Annotated in this window: 16 protein-coding genes; 5 read left to right on the top strand and 11 right to left on the bottom strand. The window is 51.4% G+C overall.

Annotated elements, in window-relative coordinates; genetic code table 11:
• The first annotated feature begins 124 nt into the window (after nt 1–124).
• Both Pelsub_RS08545 and Pelsub_RS08540 read left to right on the top strand, forming a co-directional pair.
• A complete protein-coding gene (locus Pelsub_RS08545) occupies nt 125–604 on the top strand; it encodes a (2Fe-2S)-binding protein (protein WP_116224149.1) in 480 nt (159 codons plus the stop codon).
• Nucleotides 601–2886, top strand: a complete 2286-nt coding sequence (locus Pelsub_RS08540) for a xanthine dehydrogenase family protein molybdopterin-binding subunit (protein WP_116224150.1) — start codon at nt 601–603, stop codon at nt 2884–2886. The genes Pelsub_RS08545 and Pelsub_RS08540 overlap by 4 nt, the downstream gene beginning before the upstream one ends.
• Nucleotides 2887–3015: 129 nt before the next feature.
• Here Pelsub_RS08540 and Pelsub_RS08535 read toward each other — a convergent pair whose 3' ends face one another.
• Complete coding sequence (locus tag Pelsub_RS08535; RefSeq protein WP_116224151.1) at nt 3016–5580, bottom strand: choice-of-anchor Q domain-containing protein; 2565 nt, start codon at nt 5578–5580, stop codon at nt 3016–3018.
• Nucleotides 5581–5847: 267 nt separating this feature from the next.
• Between Pelsub_RS08535 and Pelsub_RS15940 the strand changes: the two genes are divergently transcribed.
• Nucleotides 5848–5976: a hypothetical protein gene (locus tag Pelsub_RS15940; protein WP_267896266.1), complete on the top strand. Its 129-nt coding sequence runs from the start codon at nt 5848–5850 to the stop codon at nt 5974–5976.
• A gap of 115 nt (nt 5977–6091) precedes the next feature.
• A complete protein-coding gene (locus Pelsub_RS08530) occupies nt 6092–6655 on the top strand; it encodes a hypothetical protein (RefSeq protein ID WP_116224152.1) in 564 nt (187 codons plus the stop codon).
• Between the two features lie 149 nt (nt 6656–6804).
• Here the strand turns inward: Pelsub_RS08530 and Pelsub_RS08525 are convergent, their stop codons facing one another.
• The 9 genes from Pelsub_RS08525 to Pelsub_RS08485 form a co-directional block, all read right to left on the bottom strand.
• Nucleotides 6805–7074, bottom strand: a complete 270-nt coding sequence (locus tag Pelsub_RS08525; protein WP_116224153.1) for a hypothetical protein — start codon at nt 7072–7074, stop codon at nt 6805–6807.
• Nucleotides 7075–7098: 24 nt separating this feature from the next.
• On the bottom strand, nt 7099–8301 hold the full coding sequence (locus tag Pelsub_RS08520; protein WP_116224154.1) for a carboxylate--amine ligase: 1203 nt from the start codon (nt 8299–8301) through the stop codon (nt 7099–7101).
• 38 nt (nt 8302–8339) lie between these two features.
• Nucleotides 8340–9137, bottom strand: a complete 798-nt coding sequence (locus Pelsub_RS08515) for an ABC transporter ATP-binding protein (protein WP_116224155.1) — start codon at nt 9135–9137, stop codon at nt 8340–8342.
• A gap of 2 nt (nt 9138–9139) precedes the next feature.
• Entirely contained in the window at nt 9140–9943 is an 804-nt protein-coding gene (locus Pelsub_RS08510) for an ABC transporter permease (protein WP_116224156.1), read from the bottom strand.
• Nucleotides 9944–9964: 21 nt separating this feature from the next.
• Nucleotides 9965–10549: a pyruvate kinase alpha/beta domain-containing protein gene (locus Pelsub_RS08505; protein WP_116224157.1), complete on the bottom strand. Its 585-nt coding sequence runs from the start codon at nt 10547–10549 to the stop codon at nt 9965–9967.
• A 91-nt stretch (nt 10550–10640) separates the two neighbouring features.
• Complete coding sequence (locus tag Pelsub_RS08500) at nt 10641–11687, bottom strand: ABC transporter substrate-binding protein (RefSeq protein WP_116224158.1); 1047 nt, start codon at nt 11685–11687, stop codon at nt 10641–10643.
• Nucleotides 11688–11884: 197 nt separating this feature from the next.
• Entirely contained in the window at nt 11885–12997 is a 1113-nt protein-coding gene (locus Pelsub_RS08495; RefSeq protein ID WP_116224159.1) for an aminotransferase class I/II-fold pyridoxal phosphate-dependent enzyme, read from the bottom strand.
• Nucleotides 12998–13047: 50 nt separating this feature from the next.
• Nucleotides 13048–14028 carry a D-alanine--D-alanine ligase family protein gene (locus Pelsub_RS08490; RefSeq protein WP_116224160.1) on the bottom strand — a complete coding sequence of 327 codons (981 nt, stop codon included), beginning with the start codon at nt 14026–14028 and terminating at the stop codon, nt 13048–13050.
• Between the two features lie 150 nt (nt 14029–14178).
• On the bottom strand, nt 14179–15681 hold the full coding sequence (locus Pelsub_RS08485) for a glycosyltransferase (protein WP_126440462.1): 1503 nt from the start codon (nt 15679–15681) through the stop codon (nt 14179–14181).
• 335 nt (nt 15682–16016) lie between these two features.
• Between Pelsub_RS08485 and Pelsub_RS08480 the strand changes: the two genes are divergently transcribed.
• Nucleotides 16017–17384 carry a cryptochrome/photolyase family protein gene (locus tag Pelsub_RS08480; protein ID WP_116224162.1) on the top strand — a complete coding sequence of 456 codons (1368 nt, stop codon included), beginning with the start codon at nt 16017–16019 and terminating at the stop codon, nt 17382–17384.
• Nucleotides 17385–17429: 45 nt separating this feature from the next.
• Here the strand turns inward: Pelsub_RS08480 and Pelsub_RS08475 are convergent, their stop codons facing one another.
• Entirely contained in the window at nt 17430–19526 is a 2097-nt protein-coding gene (locus tag Pelsub_RS08475; protein WP_116224163.1) for an acetate--CoA ligase family protein, read from the bottom strand.
• Nucleotides 19527–19542: the final 16 nt, after the last annotated feature.

The raw sequence follows: 19542 nt of genomic DNA, 5'->3' as shown, positions 1-19542 counted from the left end.
TTAATTAATTTTTAAATTTTGAAAGGAGGTTGGCCGATCGATCAGAACCTAGCATTTATTCAATCCGGGTGAAAAGTCATATAGAAAACACCCTGATCAATTTTACTGATAATGGGAGTAGAGCATGGAAGTTACTTTTAAATTGAATGGAGAAACGGTCACCTGCCCGGTGACCACGAAGTCTACGCTGCTGCGTCTGCTGCGGGATGAACTCAAAATGACCGGCACCAAGAACGGCTGCGAGCACGGCGATTGCGGTGCCTGTTCGGTGATCGTGGATGGAGTTTTGGAGAAATCCTGCATCTTTCCGGCGCGCAACCTGGACGGAAAAGAGGTGCTGACCATCGAAGGCGTTTCCAATGCCGATGGCACACCCAGCGACCTGCAGCAGGCTTTCCTGGATGCCGGCGCCACCCAATGCGGCTACTGCACGCCCGGTATGATCATGGCCGGAGAAGCATTGCTGCTGATGAACAATAACCCCACCCGGCAGGATATTCGCGAGGCCATCAGCGAAAACCTGTGCCGCTGCACGGGGTACCAGCAGATCGTGGACGCGATTCAAGCGACTGCCAAATCCCGCCTGAACGGGGGTGCGAAATGAGTGAGAATTTAAAATACGTAGGAAATCCGAACAGCAAAGCGGCCGACGGCATCGAAAAAATACTGGGCAAGGCCAAGTACGTTGGTGATATGACCCTGCCTGGAATGCTGTATGCCAAACTGCTAACCAGCCCCGTTCCCCACGCAAAGATCGTCGAACTGGACGTCAAACCGGCGCTGGCAGTGGAGGGTGTGGTGGCCGCCATCACTTCCGATGATTTTGTGGATCACGGCTTTTTTGGCTGGCCGGTCAAGGACATGTACGTCCTGGCCTACCAAAAAGTACGCTATGTCGGCGATCCCATCGCTGTGGTAGCCGCCGAAAGCGAAGCCGCCGCGGCTGCCGGCGTGGCCGCCATCAAGCTCAAATTGGAAGAGCTGCCGGTCGTGTCGGACATGCACAAAGCGCTTGACCCGGATGCGGCGCTCGTTCCGTTGGAACCGCAAATCGGCGATGGCAACCTGCTCGTCACCCACCTCGTACGCAACGGCGATCCAGATCCCATTCTGGCTGAATGCGACATAGTGGTGGACGAATCTTACAACTTCCAGCCCCAGGAACACGGCTACATCGAAACCGAAGGCGTATTCGCCATCCCCGAACCGGGCGGCACGGTGGTGGTTTTCGCCAACGACCAAAGCCCGCACATCAACCGCGACAATGCGGCCGGTATGTTGGGCCTGACCGGGGAAGCTGTGCGCGTCATTCAGCCCCCCGTAGGTGGTTCCTTCGGCGGCAAGGACGACCACGTTTACCAGTTCACCGGTCAGGCCGCCAAACTGGCTCTGATTACCGGCAGGCCGGTGCGTCTGGTCCTCACCCGTGAAGAGTCCCTGGCAACCTCCTATAAGCGCGCGGCGGCGTATGCCCACCTGAAGATCGGCATGAGCAAGGACGGCGTCATTCGCGCGGCCAAGACCGAATACCTGGCCGACAGCGGCGCCTACGCCTCGCAAACGCCCCTATCCTCCTGGCGCGCTTCCATGCATTTGGCCGGCGCGTACCGCTACGAAGCCGCCACAGTTGACACCAAAGCGGTATACACGAACAACGGTTATGCCGGCGCTTTCCGTGGCTTTGGCAACACCCAGGCAGCCGCCGCTTCCGAAGTGGCCGTCGATGAACTGGCTGCCAAAATCGGCATGGACCCCATCGCGTTCCGGCTGAAGAACTGCCTGCGCACCGGCGACAAAGCCTTCACCGGCAACGTGATCCAACATGAAGCCGGGTTGGCGCAGTGTTTGGAATGGGTCAGGGACCAGTCCGGTTGGGCGGATAAAAGAAAATCGCTCGGCTTTAAAGCAAACGACGAGGTCCTCAAAGGCATCGGCGTAGCCTGTTACTTCCACGGGTCCGGCTTGGGCGGAGAAGGCATCGATTACGCCCGCATCACCCTAACCGTCGAACGCGACCATTCCGTTACCCTGCAATCCGGCCTGACCGATTATGGTCAGGGCAGCCGCACCGTGTTCACGTTGATTGCGGCGGAGACATTGGGGGTTACACCCGAGCGCATCGTCATGCTGCGCCCGGACACGGACACCGCTCCGGAAACCGGCCCAACGGTAGCTTCCCGCGCCTCCATCGTAGGCGGCAATGCCACCAAGGTAACCGCCGGCAAACTCATTCAAAAATTAAATATGGCGGCCGCCGACCTGTTGGGCTGCCCCCTGGAGCAGATCACACGCCATGGTGAGGATTTCATCGGCCCCAACGAAGAGCCGGTCGCCATTGAGGAAGTCATCGACCATGCCTTCGAGATGGGCTTGCAGATGTCCTCACAAGGTTATTGGCAGATCCCGGTTATCCATTGGGATTTTGAAAAAGGCACCGGTACGCCCTATTACACCTACAGCTTTGGCGCGCAAGTCGCCCAGGTTGAGGTCACCAAAGCAACCGGAAAAATTCAGGTTACCGGTGTGTGGGCCAGCCACGACGGCGGCAAGATCATCTTCCCCAAGGGCGCGCGCGGCCAGTTGATGGGCGGCATTACCCAGGGACTCGGCTATGCGCTGACGGAAGGATTCACGTATAAGGATGGTTATCCGCAGAAGAAAAATCTCAAGGAGTATCATCTGCCCACCTCCCTGGATGTCCCCGAAATGGAGACGCATTTCGTCGAAACCAACCTGGCGGAGGGTCCGTTTGGCGCCAAGAATCTGGCCGAACCGGTCATGATCGCCATCGCCCCCGCTATCGCCAATGCGGTCTTCCACGCCACCAATGTGCGCTGCCGCGATTTCCCCATCTCGGCGGATTGGTTGAAAGGGAAACTTGGGTAACTGAAATCAGATTTTCTGATCCAAAATCAAAGGTAGGCTTCGACACTTCCGCTACTCTCTGGGCAAGTGCTCAGCCTACCTTTTATATTCCAAGAGTGACGTAACTATCCAAATGCAACCTTTTCAGGTCTACGGTGTACAAGGTGTTCCCGGAACCGCTTTGGGCGGGCAAGGCACCACGCACTCCAATGCACCGGTCTGCTGCCGAACCATGCAGCCTTGTTCTTCCTCCTCTTTTTCATAGGATTCATCTACATCCGGGGCAATAATTACCTCCAGACCTTCGCAATCCCCTTCCAGTGCGCCAAATTTAGAGGTGGCCGGCACAGCGCACACGACCTTATTATTCGGTCCCTCAACATATGCGAAGACTTTATCCCAACTCTGCCCCACGACCGGAGCGCTTTGCCCGGCTTTGAAGCTATCCACTATCGGGTAAAGCGTGTTGTCCGGCCCCAAGCGGCAATTAAGATTGACCAAAGCGGTAAACGTGCATGGTTCCGCAATCTTGGCCGCTTTTCCGGTCTCGTCTTCGTAAGCGCCCAGGTCGCAAGCCGAACCGGCGGGACGCGGTTGGCCGCGCTGGTCGGTCGTTATCGGCACACCGACCAGGGACAGGCAGTCCGCAGCCGCGTCGATAGCCGGGCTGTCCGTTTTCAGCGCGTGCGTCAGCGTTGGACCGCCGTAATTTGCCAGAATATCCAACAAAGGATCTTCTTTCAGCGTGAAATCCGGGCAGCTGTCATCGCTGTCCAGGTTTTCGCCGGCGCCGGAAAATTCTGCGCTGGATGCCCGGCAATCCAACCCGCTTGGGTTGAGCGCCACGATAGAGTTTTTGATTTTCGCAAATCCACCGGATACCGCCACACCGCCGCCGTTCGGCGAGTTGTTGAGCGTGACCGTGATGTGATTGGCTTGCAGCTCCCCGCCGCTGGAAGTATTCCCGATCAGCGCGCCCATGTTGAAGATTGCACCGCCCGAATCTTTGGCCGTGTTATCGGAAAATGTATCGTTGGTCAAAATGGTCTTGCCTCCAATGGAAGCCAAACCGCCTCCGCGTAAAGCGTTATTGCTCACGAAGGTACAGCCGCTGACAACAGCCTGGTCATATGTGTTAAGTCCACCGCCATCTGCCTCGGCGTTATTTTTCTCGAAAGTAGTGTCATTGACTATAACCGTACCGGTATTGTGAATGCCTCCGCCTAAAGTAGCGGCTTCATTTCCAGCCAGCGAGCATTGTGCAACGAGCATCTTTCTATCGTTGTAGATGGCTCCGCCTTCCGCTGCCGAATTTTGGGTAAGATCCGATGCCCGGATCTCGGAGCTTAGCATGTTGTAAATACCACCGCCTTTTGATACAGCTTTGTTCTCGTCGAGAGAACAGCCGATTACTTCCAATTCACCCGAGTTCGCGATACCGCCGCCATTGATTTTGGCATAATTGCCGGTGAAAAAGGATTCCCCGCAGCCCAATTCGCCCTCATTGAAAATACCTCCGCCTTCCTCGTCCGCGTTATTTTCCTCAAAAGTACTCCCGGTAATGCTCATGGTGGTGTCCGCTCGGATGATGTACCTGGAATCCGCCGCCGGTCCGTTATGGATCGCGCCCCCATTCACAGCGCTGTTCTTCTGAAGGTAGCATTTGTTAAGCGTCATCAATTCGCCGGAAAAGTGGATCGCGCCGCCGTTCCAAACAGCCGTGTTCCCGTCGAAAGTCGTGCCGCTGATCTGGACGATTTCCGTGGAGTTGTTTTGATAGCCCAACGCCCCGCCATACTCGTTCGCCTGGTTTTCGATAAATTGGCAGCCCGAAATGGTCAAAGGGGTGCGCCAGATGAACACAGCGCCCCCGCTCCAATCGGCCGTATTTTCCCGGAACTCTGTGCCGCTGAGGATGGTCGGCAGGCGTTCAGAACCGGCGTCTTTGAAAATGCCGCCGCCGCGCCGGCTTGAATGGTTATTGGCGATCAGGCTGTTATGGATCTCCAGTTCAGCACCAAATTCCAGACTGATGCCGCCCCCATCAGTGGTGGCGGAATTATTCGTCACCTCGCTGTCATTGACCGAAAGCAGCCCACTGCTGCTATACACAAAAATACCGCCGCCGTGTGGGGCAGTGTTGTTGTCGATGATTGAGCCGTTGAGGGTGGTTGTCGTTGATCCCCATACGAAAATCGCGCCTCCGTGGAAGCTGGCCTGGTTGTCCAGCATGGTGACGTTGTTTGCTTCCAAGATACCTTTATCGACGTAGATGGCGCCGCCGGAACTGGGGAAAGCGGAGCCGGGCTCATCCGCGAATCCATTTTGGAGTGTCAGGTCGTTGATCGTCAAACTGCCGGTTTCGGTGATGTAAAAGATGCGGAAATCAGGGGCGCCGCTGTCCCGGATAATCGTCGCTCCGTTGCCGTTGATCGTGATGGGTGTGGTGATTTGCGGTAAGCCATTATCCCCGTAATCGAAAGTGGAGCCTCCGAACGCTGAGGTAGCCGAGTTATCAACCGCTGTCAGCGTGTAGATGCATTCCGTGGACAGCTCCAGCGTGCTGGCGCCCGGGTCTGCGTTGGCATCGTTGATGGCATCGATCAGGTCCGGCACATTGCAGGCCACCGTACTGCTAAAAATATCGCAAGCCAGCGATATTACAAGCAGCAATCCCATTGTAAACAGCAATCTGAAGGCATTATTCTTAGACATGATATTCCTCCTGACTTTTATTGGCAAAAACCGATTAATAAAAGCTAAACCAAATGTTTTCAACCATCTTCAAAAAGGTTAAATACAGATAGGCTTTTGAGTGTGTCTTGTTGTATCTTTATTGGGGGTTTATTGTGGGTGGATTGAAACGTGATTTTATATCTTTACATTATCAGTATAATGCTTATCGTTTTTGAAACAATAGTCTCATTCATCGACCTGGTCTAGGCCGTTCTGGCGGTGTCGCATGGATTATCAAATGAAGAGATGGGGGTTCTGGGTTTCAAAGCCTGCCCTTCGCTGCAGGCTGCCGTGGATCAGGCGCTGGCAATAAATCCAGATGCCACGATTGGCCTGCTGCCGCGCGGCGGGGATTGTCTGCCAGTTTTAAAATAAAACTGAAGATTGAATCAGTATATAATTACGGTTGAATTTTTATATCTTCTAATACTCAAAATAAGTCACGATATTTACTTCATATATACAAAATAATAGAAACGGGGTTAATACATTGGAGCTAATAAGTAGTCTTTTTGTCTCTATAAAGAATTTTCTAACTACATGGGGAATTATTGTCACTTTCGTGATTGCGTTATGGGGTGCCATTCTTTCTACAATTCACCAAGTTGAAGAATGGAAGAAAAATAAAGAAAATTTGATAATACTCTTAGTTCTGGTTGAATTTGTAGAGCAATATAAGATAACACTTTTAAATCCTACAAATAAACCAATCACTATAAATAGTATTAGTTTATCATTGAAGAATAAAAATCAAAGAGAATTTGATCCTGTACCTACAGGGGCAATGTTTTCTGAGCAAGACAAAGATTTTCCAATAACACTAGTAATAGGTGAACCCGTTGATTTTCATCTAAGTAGCGTTATTTCAGAATGTTTATTTAACGGTTCGACTATATCAATCTCAGTTTTTGATTCTGAATGCAACATCTATACAAAATATAAAAGAGTTCATCATAATATAAGATTTGGAGGTTTTTATGATGAACGGAGATTACATGGAAATAATATAAAGTCTAGAATTCAATTTTTTACAAGAAAATTCTTTAGAAAATGATTTTTAAGAACGCTTTCGATTAATTGTTTTTCCAAATCATCTTCCCCCACGGCCGCGTATCATCCCAGGCAAATACGCTAAACACGAAAGGTGGCGCCATGGTGCGCAGCTACAGACCAGGATTAATATATTTTTCTTAAGTAAAGATATTATTCAAACTTCTGGTGGCTCTGAATGAGTGTACATGAGGGATTATCTTCACGGTCATTCATATTGGTCAGATGGTACTGATTTTTAACCGCTTTACCGATATTCCGATTGACATTATCTAGCTTATGTTCTTCCACTGCCCGTAAGTAATCATGCATCAATTCACGGTTATTCTGGATGATCAGGAAGATTTCGTTGGTGATCCTTTTATTCATGATAGCAATGGCTTTATTAGCAATTTCTTCAATGGAAACATATTTCTTCGTCATAACACCCTCCTAAATTGAATTTGTTTATCCCATCTTCGTCAAACTCTTCCACACCATTTTCCACCACGGCCGCGGGTCATCCCAGGCGAAAACGCTGAAGACGAAGGGCGGCGCCACAGTACGCAGCCAGCGGCCCAGGCGGAACCCGCCCGCTTGGATATCCTTCAAAACGCCCCGAAAATCATCCGGCAGCTCCAGCCATTTCAGTCCGTAGCGCTGGGGTGTCACGCGCGGCATCGGTAGTCCAAGGATGTCGCAGTAAGCCGCCGCAGCCAGGTTGACGCCGCTGTCGGTGGCCAGGCTGTGCCACTTCCAGAAACGCCCGTTGACCTCGATCAGCTTGTATCTGCCGTCACGCGCGTCGAACTTGTATTCCACCTGTGAGATGCCGTAGAATTCCAGCTTGCGCAGCAGGTCAATCGACGGCTGCACGATGTCCGCGCAGGGCAGGCTCTCGCCCACCGTGCAGGTGCCGAAGTTACGCGGATACTGGCGCAGCTTGCGCCCGGTGAAAACGGCTTTGGCCTCTCCCGCTTCGTTCATGTAAATCCCGGCCGTGTACAGGTTCTCCTCGCCGCCGGGTATAAGTTCCTGAAGCAGTACCGGGATGGCCGGCTTTTCCGCCAGCATCTTTTCCAGTTCTGTTTTAGCCTGGAAGACCAAGACCTGGCTGTGGTAATGATGGTAGAAATCCTTGCCGCTGACGCCTTTAACCAGCACCGGGTAGGCGTCCTGCGGCCATTGGGCAATGTCTTCGGCTTTCTCGACCTGCATACTGCGTGGGGTGGCAATGCCAAGATCATCCGCCAGCTTGTACTGGCGGCGTTTGTCCATCAAGCGCTCCAGCACATCATAATCCGGGAAAGTGAAATGGTAATAGGGTTCCAGCGCGGCTTTGTGTTGGGAGAGCGCTTTGAGGTAATTATCGTCGGTCAGGAACAGCACGCCTTTGGTCTTCAGGCGCTTCCCGACACGCACCAGCAGGTCGATCAGCCCCTGTGGATCCCGGCGCGGGTTCGGCCCCACCAGCCCGATGACATGCCGTGAATACAGGGCTACCCCGTCCGGGGTATCATTGATGCCCACCGATTTCAGGCCCAGTTGGCCCAATCCGCGCATGATGCCCAAAGCATTAACCCAGTTGGCATCCAGCACCACCGGCACCGGGCCCTGGTCCAGTTTTTCAATTCGCTCCAGTTGTCGCGTTTCATCAAAACGATTCGTCATACTCACCCATAAGTTTATAACAATAAGATAATGATAAATTAATCCTTGCCCGGCATGGTGTTGTTCTTGCCATTCTCGCCAAAGCGTTTGGTTTCCAGCAGGCCATACAACGTGTGCCACAACGCCATGAATTCCGGCGTCTCCGGCAGGCGCGGGCGCGCGATGTTCACGTCCACGATGTCCTTGATGCGTCCCGGCGCGCTGGACATGACCATCACGCGGTCGCCCAGCAAAATGGCTTCCTGGATATTGTGCGTGATGAAGATAATGGTTGATCCCACCTTCTGCCACAACCGCACCAATTCTGATTGCAGGACAGCGCGCGTCTGAGCGTCCAGTGAGCCAAAGGGTTCATCCATCAACAAAATCTCCGGGTTGAGCGCCAGCGAACGCGCGATAGCCGCGCGCTGTTTCATGCCGCCCGAAAGCTGGTGTGGGAACGCTCCTCCAAAATCCTGCAAATTGACCATCTCCAGGTAATGCGCGGCCATGCGTTCGCGTTCTTCTTTTCCCTTTCCATTTACTTTCAAGGCGTAGGTAATGTTGCTTTTGACGGTTTTCCAGGGGAAAAGCTGGTCGAATTCCTGAAAGACCATGATGCGGTCCGGTCCGGGTTCATGGACCTGTCTTTTTCCCAACAGAATACGGCCCTTTTCCGGTTTCTGGAAGCCGGCGATTGAACGGATCAGTGTGCTCTTGCCGCAGCCGGATGGGCCCAGAATGGTTAGAAATTCACCTTCTTTGACAGAAAAGGAGATATCCTCCAGCGCCTGAATATTGCCCTGCTCGCCTTCAAATTTGACGAATAAATTTTCGATGAGAACTTTGTCTGCCATATCTACTTTTCCTTCTGAATGATCATGCCCCAGCGCTGGATGGTCCATTTCTCAATCTGCGCGAAGATGACGTTTTCTACCAGGATACCGATTAAGATGATTACGAACAGGGCCGCAAAGACGTAGGGGGTTTGCAGGAAAAAGCGTTTTTGGTAGATCAGCCAGCCCAATCCGCCTTGTCCGCCTGAGGCGCCGAAGATCATTTCAGCAGCCACCAGCGAACGCCAGGAATTGGACCAGGAAATCTTGAAGCCGGTCAAGATGTACGGGAAAGCGGATGGCACCATCACGGAAGATACCAGTTTCAGCCCGCGCAGTCCCAGGTTGCGCCCCACCTCCAGCTGCGTGCGCGATACCGAGCGAAATCCTGTGGTCGCGTTCAGGATCAGCGGCCAAATAATGGAATGTACCAGGATCAGGAGGATCGAATTTTCACCGATCCCGAACCACAACAGCGCGATGGGCAGGAGTGCCACACCCGGCAGCGGGTTGAAGATTGTGGTAATCGTTTTTACAAAATCGGCGAACAACGGTGAAAGCATGGCCAGGGCAGTCAGGATGAGTGCCAGGCCGCTGCCGATGGCAAGGGCTTTCCCGATCAGGTACAACGAATACGCGGTCCGTTCTCCCATTTCTCCCGTAGAAATGGAATCCACCAGAGCCGTCCAAATGGAGCGCAGGTTGGGCAGGATCAACTCCGAATAATTACCGGTGGAGACAATGTACTGCCACACACCCAGTAAAATAGCGATGAAGAATGCTTGTCGCAAAATTTTATTTTCGGTTACTTTTTTCAATATTGGCATAAGTTCTTTTCCATAAATTATTTATTCTGGATGATGCCGGGAAGGCATGCAGAATATTTCGATGATTTCCAGATCGAAGAATCGGGAGGAATTCGCCGGGATTAACACTACACCCAAATCGGCGCCGCGGTGCGTACCAGCCACGGCAATCAGGGGTGTTTTGCAGGACACCAATCCGGCATCCGCCGCCATCATGGCAATCTCGCATACCACCTTCATGCCCTGACCAAACAGCCGCAGCACGCTGGCAATAATCTCGTCCGGTTGGTAGCCGCCCAGGGTCTGGCGGATGGCGCGATTTACACCCGCGAAGGTGTGCTGGGCGGTCAGCACACGCGCGCCCGCAGCTTCCACTTGCGATCTGACAGCCGGGTCGAACTCTTGCGCGTCCGCTTCCATGTAGCCGGCCGCGTGCGTTACCACCACAATATTCAATCCGGGGAACATCCCCACAGCTCTGGCAGCCGTAAAACCCGTAGTTGAAGCAACCAAAATGGTTGAGAGGTGCAGTTCTTTAGCTTTCTCCCCGGCCAATTCAAGCACTCGTTCAGTATTCTCTTTTCCCGGTTTGAGAAAATAGGTAATTTTTGATGATATTTCAGCCATCTGCAATCCTCTCAATCATTTTCCATTTTCAACAGAAAAAGAGCCAAAACCATATTGGTCTAGCTCTTTTCTTTTCTAATGCATATTAAGTCTATTCAGGCCTGAATTGTAACGTTTCCAGTTCACCGGATGTTCCGCTCTGCTGCCCGATAGCCGCCACCACGTTGGGGAAGGCAATTTCAGACACAGTCTCAGGAACTTTCTCAATGTAACCGGCATTTTGCATAAAGTCTGAAAAACCCATCAAGCCCAAAGGCGTGGTTACGTAATTCATTCCGGGCCAGGTCAGGTACTTCAAAGTCGTTTCCTCGTCCAACCCAAAGCTGGGGGCCAGGATAGCCGCGGCCTCCTGGGGATGCTGGTTGATGTAATCGGATGCTTCAGCAATGCCCATCACAAACGCGGAATACGCCTGTGGATTATTTTCATATAGTTCCTCCGAGGCTACCGCAACCAGGAAGGTAAATTCGGTACCAAAAGCTTCCGTGCCGTCCACAACAGTATGAATGCCTGCCTGGCTGAGTTCCTGGAAATTGTAAGGGGGTGAAGTGAAATGCCCGCTGATATCCTTCTGGTTCATCAATGCCGCAGCCGCATCCGGGTGCGCCATGGCAACGCCGATGTCATCCAGAGCGGTGGGGCTGCCCAATTGTCTTTCGGCTGCCATTGAAAGCAGAATATGCTGGATGCTGCCGGGAGCCGGATAAGCAATCTTATCGTCCGGGCCAAAATCAGCCAAACTGTTGATATTATCCTTGTAGGTTTGCAGCGATAATGGCATCACGCACATACCGGAAGCTACCCGCCAGGGAATACCCTTATCCCATCCAATCAGGAAAGGTGGAATACCCATCACCGCAACATCCACCTCACCGGCAATGAAGGCTTCGTTGATAGCACCGCCGGAGCCCAATTGCAGCCACTCCACCTGCAATCCGGGTAAATATTTTTCGAACAGGTTGAGTTCATCGGCGATGGTCAGGGCAGCGTAACCCAAGCCGAATTGCTGTGCCACACGCAGCGTTGTTACCGGTGCATCGATAGCAGCGGCTTCCGCCGCGGCTGGAGCTGCCGTACTGCTTGAGCAAGCTGACAGTAATAAGGCAATCAATACAAAGAAAATAATTGATCTTTTCATACGTACATTCCCTCCCACATCTTGTGGATTTAATTTGGATTTACCGGGTAATTATTCGCAAACCCCAGCCTGCAAGCAAATAAATTTTTTTTATAAATATTGCGCTTTATTTAGTCTGATTAATTATATAAGAATTTCTGATTAATAATTCTTAAGTTAATTTTATAATCCCTATTATTTTCTACCCGAATTTAGTATCAATATGTTTTCAGGTATTCCTCGAACTTCTCCAGTCCCTCCGGCAGATTTTCACGCCCAAATCCCAAGCGCACGTGCCTGTCATCGTAATCATACACACTGGAAGGCAGCAGCATAATCCCTGCCTCATTCACCAATTTTTGGCAGAAAGACATGGCGCCCTCGCCAATTTTTATTTTCGGAAATGCAATCGTGCCGGCACGCGGCCGTGTCCATTCAAACAGGTTGGCATGCCGCGCAAATAACTCATCCAGCAGCCCCAGGTTGCGCCGGATGCGTGCCAAATGAGACGCGGTGATACTCATTCGGTTGCGCAGCGCGATCAATGCCAGGATTTCGCTGGGTGCGCTTCCGCAGATGGTGGTGTAATCTTTGTACGCCGCCAATTGATCAAATATTTCACGATCGCGCGTAACCAGCCAGCCCTGGCGTACGCCGGCCATACCGAAAGTCTTGGACATACCGAACAGCGTTATTGCCTTTTCGTACTGCTCACAAGCGGAAGGCAGACGGTCGGCCGGATCCAGCTCCAGCAAGCGGTACATTTCGTCCGAAAACACATATAAATCATGCGCTTTGGCAAAATCCAGGATACGTGCGTAATCTTCCTGTGAAGGCAGGTAGCCGGTGGGATTGTGCGGGAAATTGAACACCAGCATGCGCGTATTTGGCCGCAGGTTTTCTTCCAGGAAATCCGGATTAAAGCGCCAGCCATATTCTTCTTCCGGCCGCCATTGGGTCACTTCACAGCCTTTATCGGCCGCAATCTGATAGAGCGACTGGTAGCCCGGAAAAGTACAGATAACGTGGTCGCCCGGCCGCAGGATGCTCTGCATTGCCATATAAATGCCTTCCTCCGGCACGATTAACAGAACATCTTCCATGCTAATGCCGCTGTACAATTTCGCCACTTCTTCCCGCAGCAGTGGATGTCCCAACGATTCGGTATAACCCAACGCCAAATTGTCCCATAAAGCGCGGCATTCTCCGTCTGCCAGCCCCAGCAGATCGTGCATGGGTAGGCCGTCACAGTCCGAGCTGGAAAGCAGGTAGCGTGTGCTGAATTCATATTTAGCAAAATAGCGTTCGAGTTTGAAGGGTGTGATTGGCATCGATTTTCTCTTAGGGTTAGGTTGTTTTGGATTATAAACGATAGCTGATTTTATACGGTCGAGTAACGCGCGGCAGCTGTACGCAAGATACTTCGGATCAGTTCGCAGAAATTCATACCGGCTTTCTGTGCCATGATAGCGTATGAGCTGGTCTTCGGCATCAGGTTGGGCAGCGCGTTCACTTCCAGCACGTAAGGTTTTCCCGTGCGGTCCATACGCACATCCACACGCGCGTAGTCGCGGCAGCCGATGGCCTTATAGGTGCGCTGCACCAAACGCCGCACCTCAAGCAATTTGTTCGGCCCCAATTCGGCTGGGCAGCGGACTTCTTCATCTGCGTAGTCGACCATTTTGAGCTGATAGCTGCGGAAACTGGCGCCGTTATCCCGCTTGTATTTAAATTCCATGAGCGGCAGTACAAGCGGCTGGTTGTTACCCAATATACCGGCTGTGAACTCCCGCCCTTCCAGGAATTCTTCGACCAACAGCGGGCTTTCTACCTGGTCATAGATCTGCTGTATGCGTTTATTCAGGTTGGCCTGGCTGCGGATGAGATTATTCCGGCCGATCCCGTAGCTGCAGCCACCGCTGACCGGTTTTACGAACAGCGGATAGGTCAGAGTTTCCGGTATTTTGTAATGATGCGGATTGTGGATCACTAAAGCCTGCGGCGTGGCGATATGTGCTGCCAGTAAAATTCGTTTGGTCCGCTCTTTATCGTAAGCGTTATAACAGGCCGATCCGCCGGATCCGGTGAAGGGAATACCCAATTTATTTAATATCCGCGGCGCGTAGGATTTTTCTCCCTCATCTTGACCTGTGTTTGAGCAATTAAAGACAAAATCAGGTTTTAACTCTCGCAGTCGTTCCTCCAAATTGGCGTCTGCTTCCAGCGCGCTCACAACATGACCATTCGCCTGCAGGGCCGCTATGATCGCTTGATTGACATCTTCATGAAAAGACTGGATAACCCGGGAACCTTCTGCGTCTTGTCGGGGATTATTCGAGTCGTATACCAAGACTAAATGCATACGTAAGGCTATTATAGCCTATGCTGTATTTTTTTTATTTTCCCAATGCGGCTTTTCAGCCGCAAAAATAATATCGACCCCATGTCTTTGAGGTCGATTCTGGTAAACCTATCCAATCTCATTTTAATATTTCAGCGTTTCGTCTTCCTTTTATCCATTGCTGCGTAGATTTTTCTTTTCCATATTGATCTGCCGGCTGACCTGCCATTCCTGAACCAGGTTTAATCCGGAAACGTATAAATAGCCGGCTGCGTACAGGAACAACCAGGCTACGCCAAAGAATCCCAGCTTTGGCAAAAGCCTGTAAATAGTGTAAAACGCAAACAGGGCCAGTAGAATTTCGCCCAAGACCATCGGGCTGATTTTTACCTGGTAATTACGGTCAATATTTTTATTTGCATATCCCATTGTGTTTATTTTGGGTGTGCGTACAAAAGTACCGGCATTTTTAGTGGACAGTGCATCCAAAATAGCGACACTGGTGTTCAGTGACATGCCAAAACCGATTAGGAGTACCCGCAGTATCACGATTGACCGCTCCAACCATCCATGACAACTCTCGCTTTTAGCGATGGCATATAGAAATACCGGGCCGAAGGAAGCCAAAATTGTTAGCGGGAAAATTTTAAATACCTGCGGTGCGTATAACCCCACCGGCAGGAAACTCAAGAGAATCAGGATCATCAACAATTGGCCTACATAAGCGGTCAGATGCAGCGTTCCCATCAGGCGTGCTGATAAGGGCAAATCCGATGCCAACAAATTCGGCAGGATTTTGCGTGCGGTTTGAATGCCGCCTTTGGCCCAGCGATACTGCTGTTGTTTAAAAGCAGCCATCTCGTCCGGCAGTTCCGCCGGTACGACCAAATCACCAATGAATTTCACCTGCCAGCCGCGCATTTGCGCGCGGTAACTGAGATCCAAATCTTCGGTAAGCGTGTCAGCCTGCCAGCCGCCGGCGTCATCGATGCAAGCCTTGCGCCACATGCCACCGGAACCGTTAAACCCCATGATCAGGCTGTTGTCACTGCGTGCCGGCTGCTCCACCTGAAAATGGCCGTCCAGCGCCAGCGCCACAGCTTTAGTAAAACCGGACTGGCTAATATTGAGATGCCCCCAACGCGATTGTACACAGCCAATTTGTTTTTCAGCAAAGTGCGGGAGCATGTTTCGCAGCCAATCTTTTGGAGGAATAAAATCCGCATCAAAAATGGCAACAAAATCACCTGTTGCACTTTTCAGCGCGTTCTGCATTGCGCCGGCTTTGAATCCACTGCGATCCTGTCTGTGGATATAAACCATGTCGAAGCCCTTAGTCTGATAAATATGCACCAACTCCTCTACCAAACGAGCGGTATCGTCTGTGGAATCATCCAAGACCTGAATTTGCAGCAGTTTTCCGGGGTAATCCATTTCGGTAACAGCTTTCAATAATCGCCGGACAACATATTTCTCATTGAAAATAGGCAATTGAATGGTCACATGCGGCAGACTATCTTCCGATAGCGCCGGTAAGGCCAGTCTGCTTTTTTTCTTTTTCTGGCCGGACAAGTACAGAATGGACAATATTAAACTATGGTACCCATAGATAGAAATCCACAATGTGCTGAATATATACACAACTATTGATAAATTAACAATATCCTTATTCATTTCAAATTCATCTTTGCGGTTAAATGATTTCACCGCCTGGAAAAAAGGCGGCGATTGACCGTTTTTGCGACCCAAGATTATACTCACTTCTTGAATTTATGTATAATCATTTTAAGAAAATCAGTTGATACTATGCCCAACAATAAAAAGAATTTGCAAATTTCCATCATCCTTCTGATAATTTTTATTCTCTGTATTCTTGTCTACTTTTTTTTCCGAGGACAGGTTTGACCAATTTAGTGTCTTTTAATTTTTTTATCTGAATTTCCCCTATTGCTATAATGCCTATGCGCATTATTCTTGAATACGCTTTTTTATTCCTGTAAAATCACATTATGACAACTGCCATTTGGTGGATCCGCAGAGACTTACGTTTGTCTGATAATCAATCTTTGCATTCTGCCCTGTCACAAGCCGATACTGTTATTCCGGTTTATATTCTCGATCCTCACTTGTTGGAGAGGAACGCGTCACGCAGACACCAATTCTTATTCCGCAATTTACAAATCCTTTCCGAGCGTTTGGAGAAAATGGGCTGTCCATTGGTACTGCGTCAAGGGAAACCGATAGTTGAACTTTCCCGCCTAAAAGAAGAATGCGGTGCGTCAATCATCACAGCTGAAGCGGATTTCAGCAGCTATGCACGTCAGCGAGACCAAGAGGTTAAGAGTGAACTGAATCTGGAGCTGGTAAACGGCTTGTTGATCTACCCTCCGGGAGCAGCCGTAAAGGCTGATGGCACCCCCTACACTGTTTTCACGCCATTTTATAATACCTGGCTGGCCCTTCCGCTTCCCAACGACCCGCTCCCCATACCGGACCACTTGCCGGCATACCCGCCGCTATCTTCCGAAGCACTTCCCCCTTCGAATGAAATAGACGGATTTCCCGCAGGTGAAGAACAGGCTCAGCGCCGTCTGGACGATTTCCTGCAATTTTCCGTGGGTGACTATCACAACCAACGCGATCGTGTTGATTTGGACGGTACCTCACTGCTCTCACCGTATCTGCGTTTTGGTTTGCTTTCACCCCGTAGTGCCTATGCGCAAATGCGGCCATTCCTGGATAATCCCCAAACGCACGACGGTGCATCCAAATGGTTGAATGAACTGGTCTGGCGGGAATTCTATTTCAACATCATGGCCGCCTTCCCCTTCGTACTGCACGGCGCCTTTCGCGAAGCCATGCGCGATATCCCCTGGCGCAGCAGCCCGCAAGATTTACACGCCTGGCAATCCGGCCACACCGGCTACCCGTTGGTGGATGCCGGCATGCGCCAATTAGCCCAGACCGGTTGGATGCACAACCGTGCACGCATGATCACCGCCTCCTTCCTCACCAAAGATTTGTTGATTAACTGGCAGGAAGGTGAAGCCTGGTTCATGCAGCAGCTGCTGGACGGCGACCCGGCCAGCAACAACGGCGGCTGGCAGTGGACCGCCGGCACCGGTACGGACGCAGCGCCTTACTTCCGGGTTTTCAATCCGGTCACGCAGAGCCGAAAATTTGACCCACAGGGAGAGTACATCCGCACCTGGCTGCCGGAATTGGCCGCTGTGCCGGACGCGTTCATTCATGAGCCATGGAAAATGCCATCCGAACTGCAAGTTAAGGCAGGCGTTCAAATTGGCAGGGATTACCCAGCGCCCATTGTTGATCATGGTTTTGCCCGCCAACGGGCTTTGGCCGCTTATAAAAAATAACCCAAGCGAGTTTGCTTGGGTTATTATCTTTTTACCAAAAGTTATCTATTCGAGTATCATGCGGCAATCCAGCGCCAGCGCGCCCTGCCCCTTGGGCAGCACCAATAGTGGGTTGATCTCGATCTCTTGTATCTGCGGGAAATCCACTGCCAGCTGGCTTAAGCGCAGGATATTTTCGATAATCGCATCCGTATCATACTGGATCCCGCCGCGCCAACCCGAAAGCAGTTTGACCGCCTTGGTCTGTTTCAACATGGCCCGCGCATCCGCGGTTGTCATCGGCGCCACGCGGAAGGCCACGTCTTTAAACAATTCCACAAAGATACCGCCCATCCCGAACATCATCAGCGGGCCAAATCCCGGATCGCGTTTCATGCCGATGATCACTTCCTGGCCCTTGGCGGCCATCTTTTCCAACAGCACGCCTTCAATTCTGGCGTTAACGTCGTGTTCGTGTACGTTTTCAAGGATGCGGTTATAGGCATTTTCCAATTCGCCGTCATCCCGAATATTGACCGCGATAGCCCCGTAATCCGATTTATGCAGTACATCCTGTGAAGCGACCTTCATAACCACCGGGTAGCCTAATTCCTTGGCTGCGTCCAGCGACTCCTGAAAATCACGAGCCAGTTTGCCGGGGATGAGAGAAACGCCGTAAGCGTCCAACAGCGGCCGGGTGACATGTTCCCCCCAGTTTTTCAAATCACTTCCCGCCAGGAGAGCCTGTACTTTAGCTGTGTCCTTCTTGATTGACAATGTCTCTTCATCATTGGGCGGGCTGTTTAGATAATCGGCGTATTGCTTTAATGCGCCAAACACCACTCCGCTTTTCTCGGGATAATCGACCATGGGAAGATGATTATCGTGAAGGAGCTGTTGTGCCGCGTGCACACTAACAGAACCCATGATACATACCAATACCGGTTTACCGCTCTTGCGTGCCGCATCCAGCATGGCCTGCGCTACCTTCACCGTATCAACCAGCGCCTGGGGAACCAGTACACCCAGCGCCATATCCACATTCTCATCCGCCAGCACGCAGTCCAGTGCGTATCCGTATTCTGTTTCTGTCGCTCCGCCCAGCATATCTACCGGGTTGGCTACTTGCGCAGCCGGGCTCAATTTCTCACGCAGTTTGGCTTGAGTGGCCTGGCTGAAATGCGCCAACTGTATGCCATTTTCCGCCAGGCTGTCCGAAGCCAGAGCCGCCGGTCCGCCGGCATTGGTGACGATTGCCGCGCGGCTGCCCTTCGGCAGCGGCATCCAGTCCAGCGCCATGGCTACATTCAACAAATCGGTGGAGTTCTTGACCTCGATCACGCCGCTTTGCTGGAAGGCTGCCTGATAAGCCGTGTGTGACCCGGCCAGTGAACCGGTGTGGGATGACACTGCCCGCGCGCCCTCGTCGCTGCGTCCCGCTTTAAGGATCAGCACCGGTTTTCTGCGGGTGACTTTTCGGGCACTCTGAATAAAACGCTGTCCATCCTGAATACCCTCCGCGTAAATAGCAATGACGGATGTTTTATCATCTTCCACCAGATATTCCATCATATCCGTCTCATTTACATCCGCTTCATTGCCTAAGCTGAGGAAATGGGAAAAACCAATGCCATTGTTGAGGACATGATCCACAATGCCGCCGCAAACCGCGCCGGACTGCGAAATAAACCCAATCCCACCGGTGGCAGGTTTACCTTTAATAAAGGTGGTGTTCATACCGTTGTTCAGGTTGAATGAACCCACGCAGTTGGGGCCGATCATGCGCATACCGTATTTATGGATGATCTCTAAAATTTGACCTTCAAGAGCTTTACCTTCTTCGCCAATTTCTTTGAAACCGCCGGAAATCACTGTCACAGTCTTCACGCCGCGTTTTCCGCAAGCTTCCAATACACCGGGGATTGCCGGCGCGGGCAGAATGATGACTGCCAGATCCAAAGGATCCGGTACCACGCTGATATCCGGATAGCAAGTCTTTCCCAGAATCTCGCTGCTTTTCGGATTGACCGGATAAACGCCGCCCTGGTAACCATATTCCAGCATATTGCGCAGGATACCATGGCTCAATTTATCCGGTTTGTCGGATGCCCCAATGATTGCAACTCCAGCCGGTTCAAAGAAAGTATTCAAAGAAGATGTCATAATCACTCCCGTCGAT

Origin of the sequence: Pelolinea submarina, assembly GCF_003966975.1 — a bacterium.
Taxonomy (GTDB): Bacteria; Chloroflexota; Anaerolineae; order Anaerolineales; family Anaerolineaceae; genus Pelolinea; species Pelolinea submarina.
The sequence above is the reverse complement of the archived record's forward strand: the minus strand, read 5'-3'. Positions and strand labels throughout refer to the sequence as shown.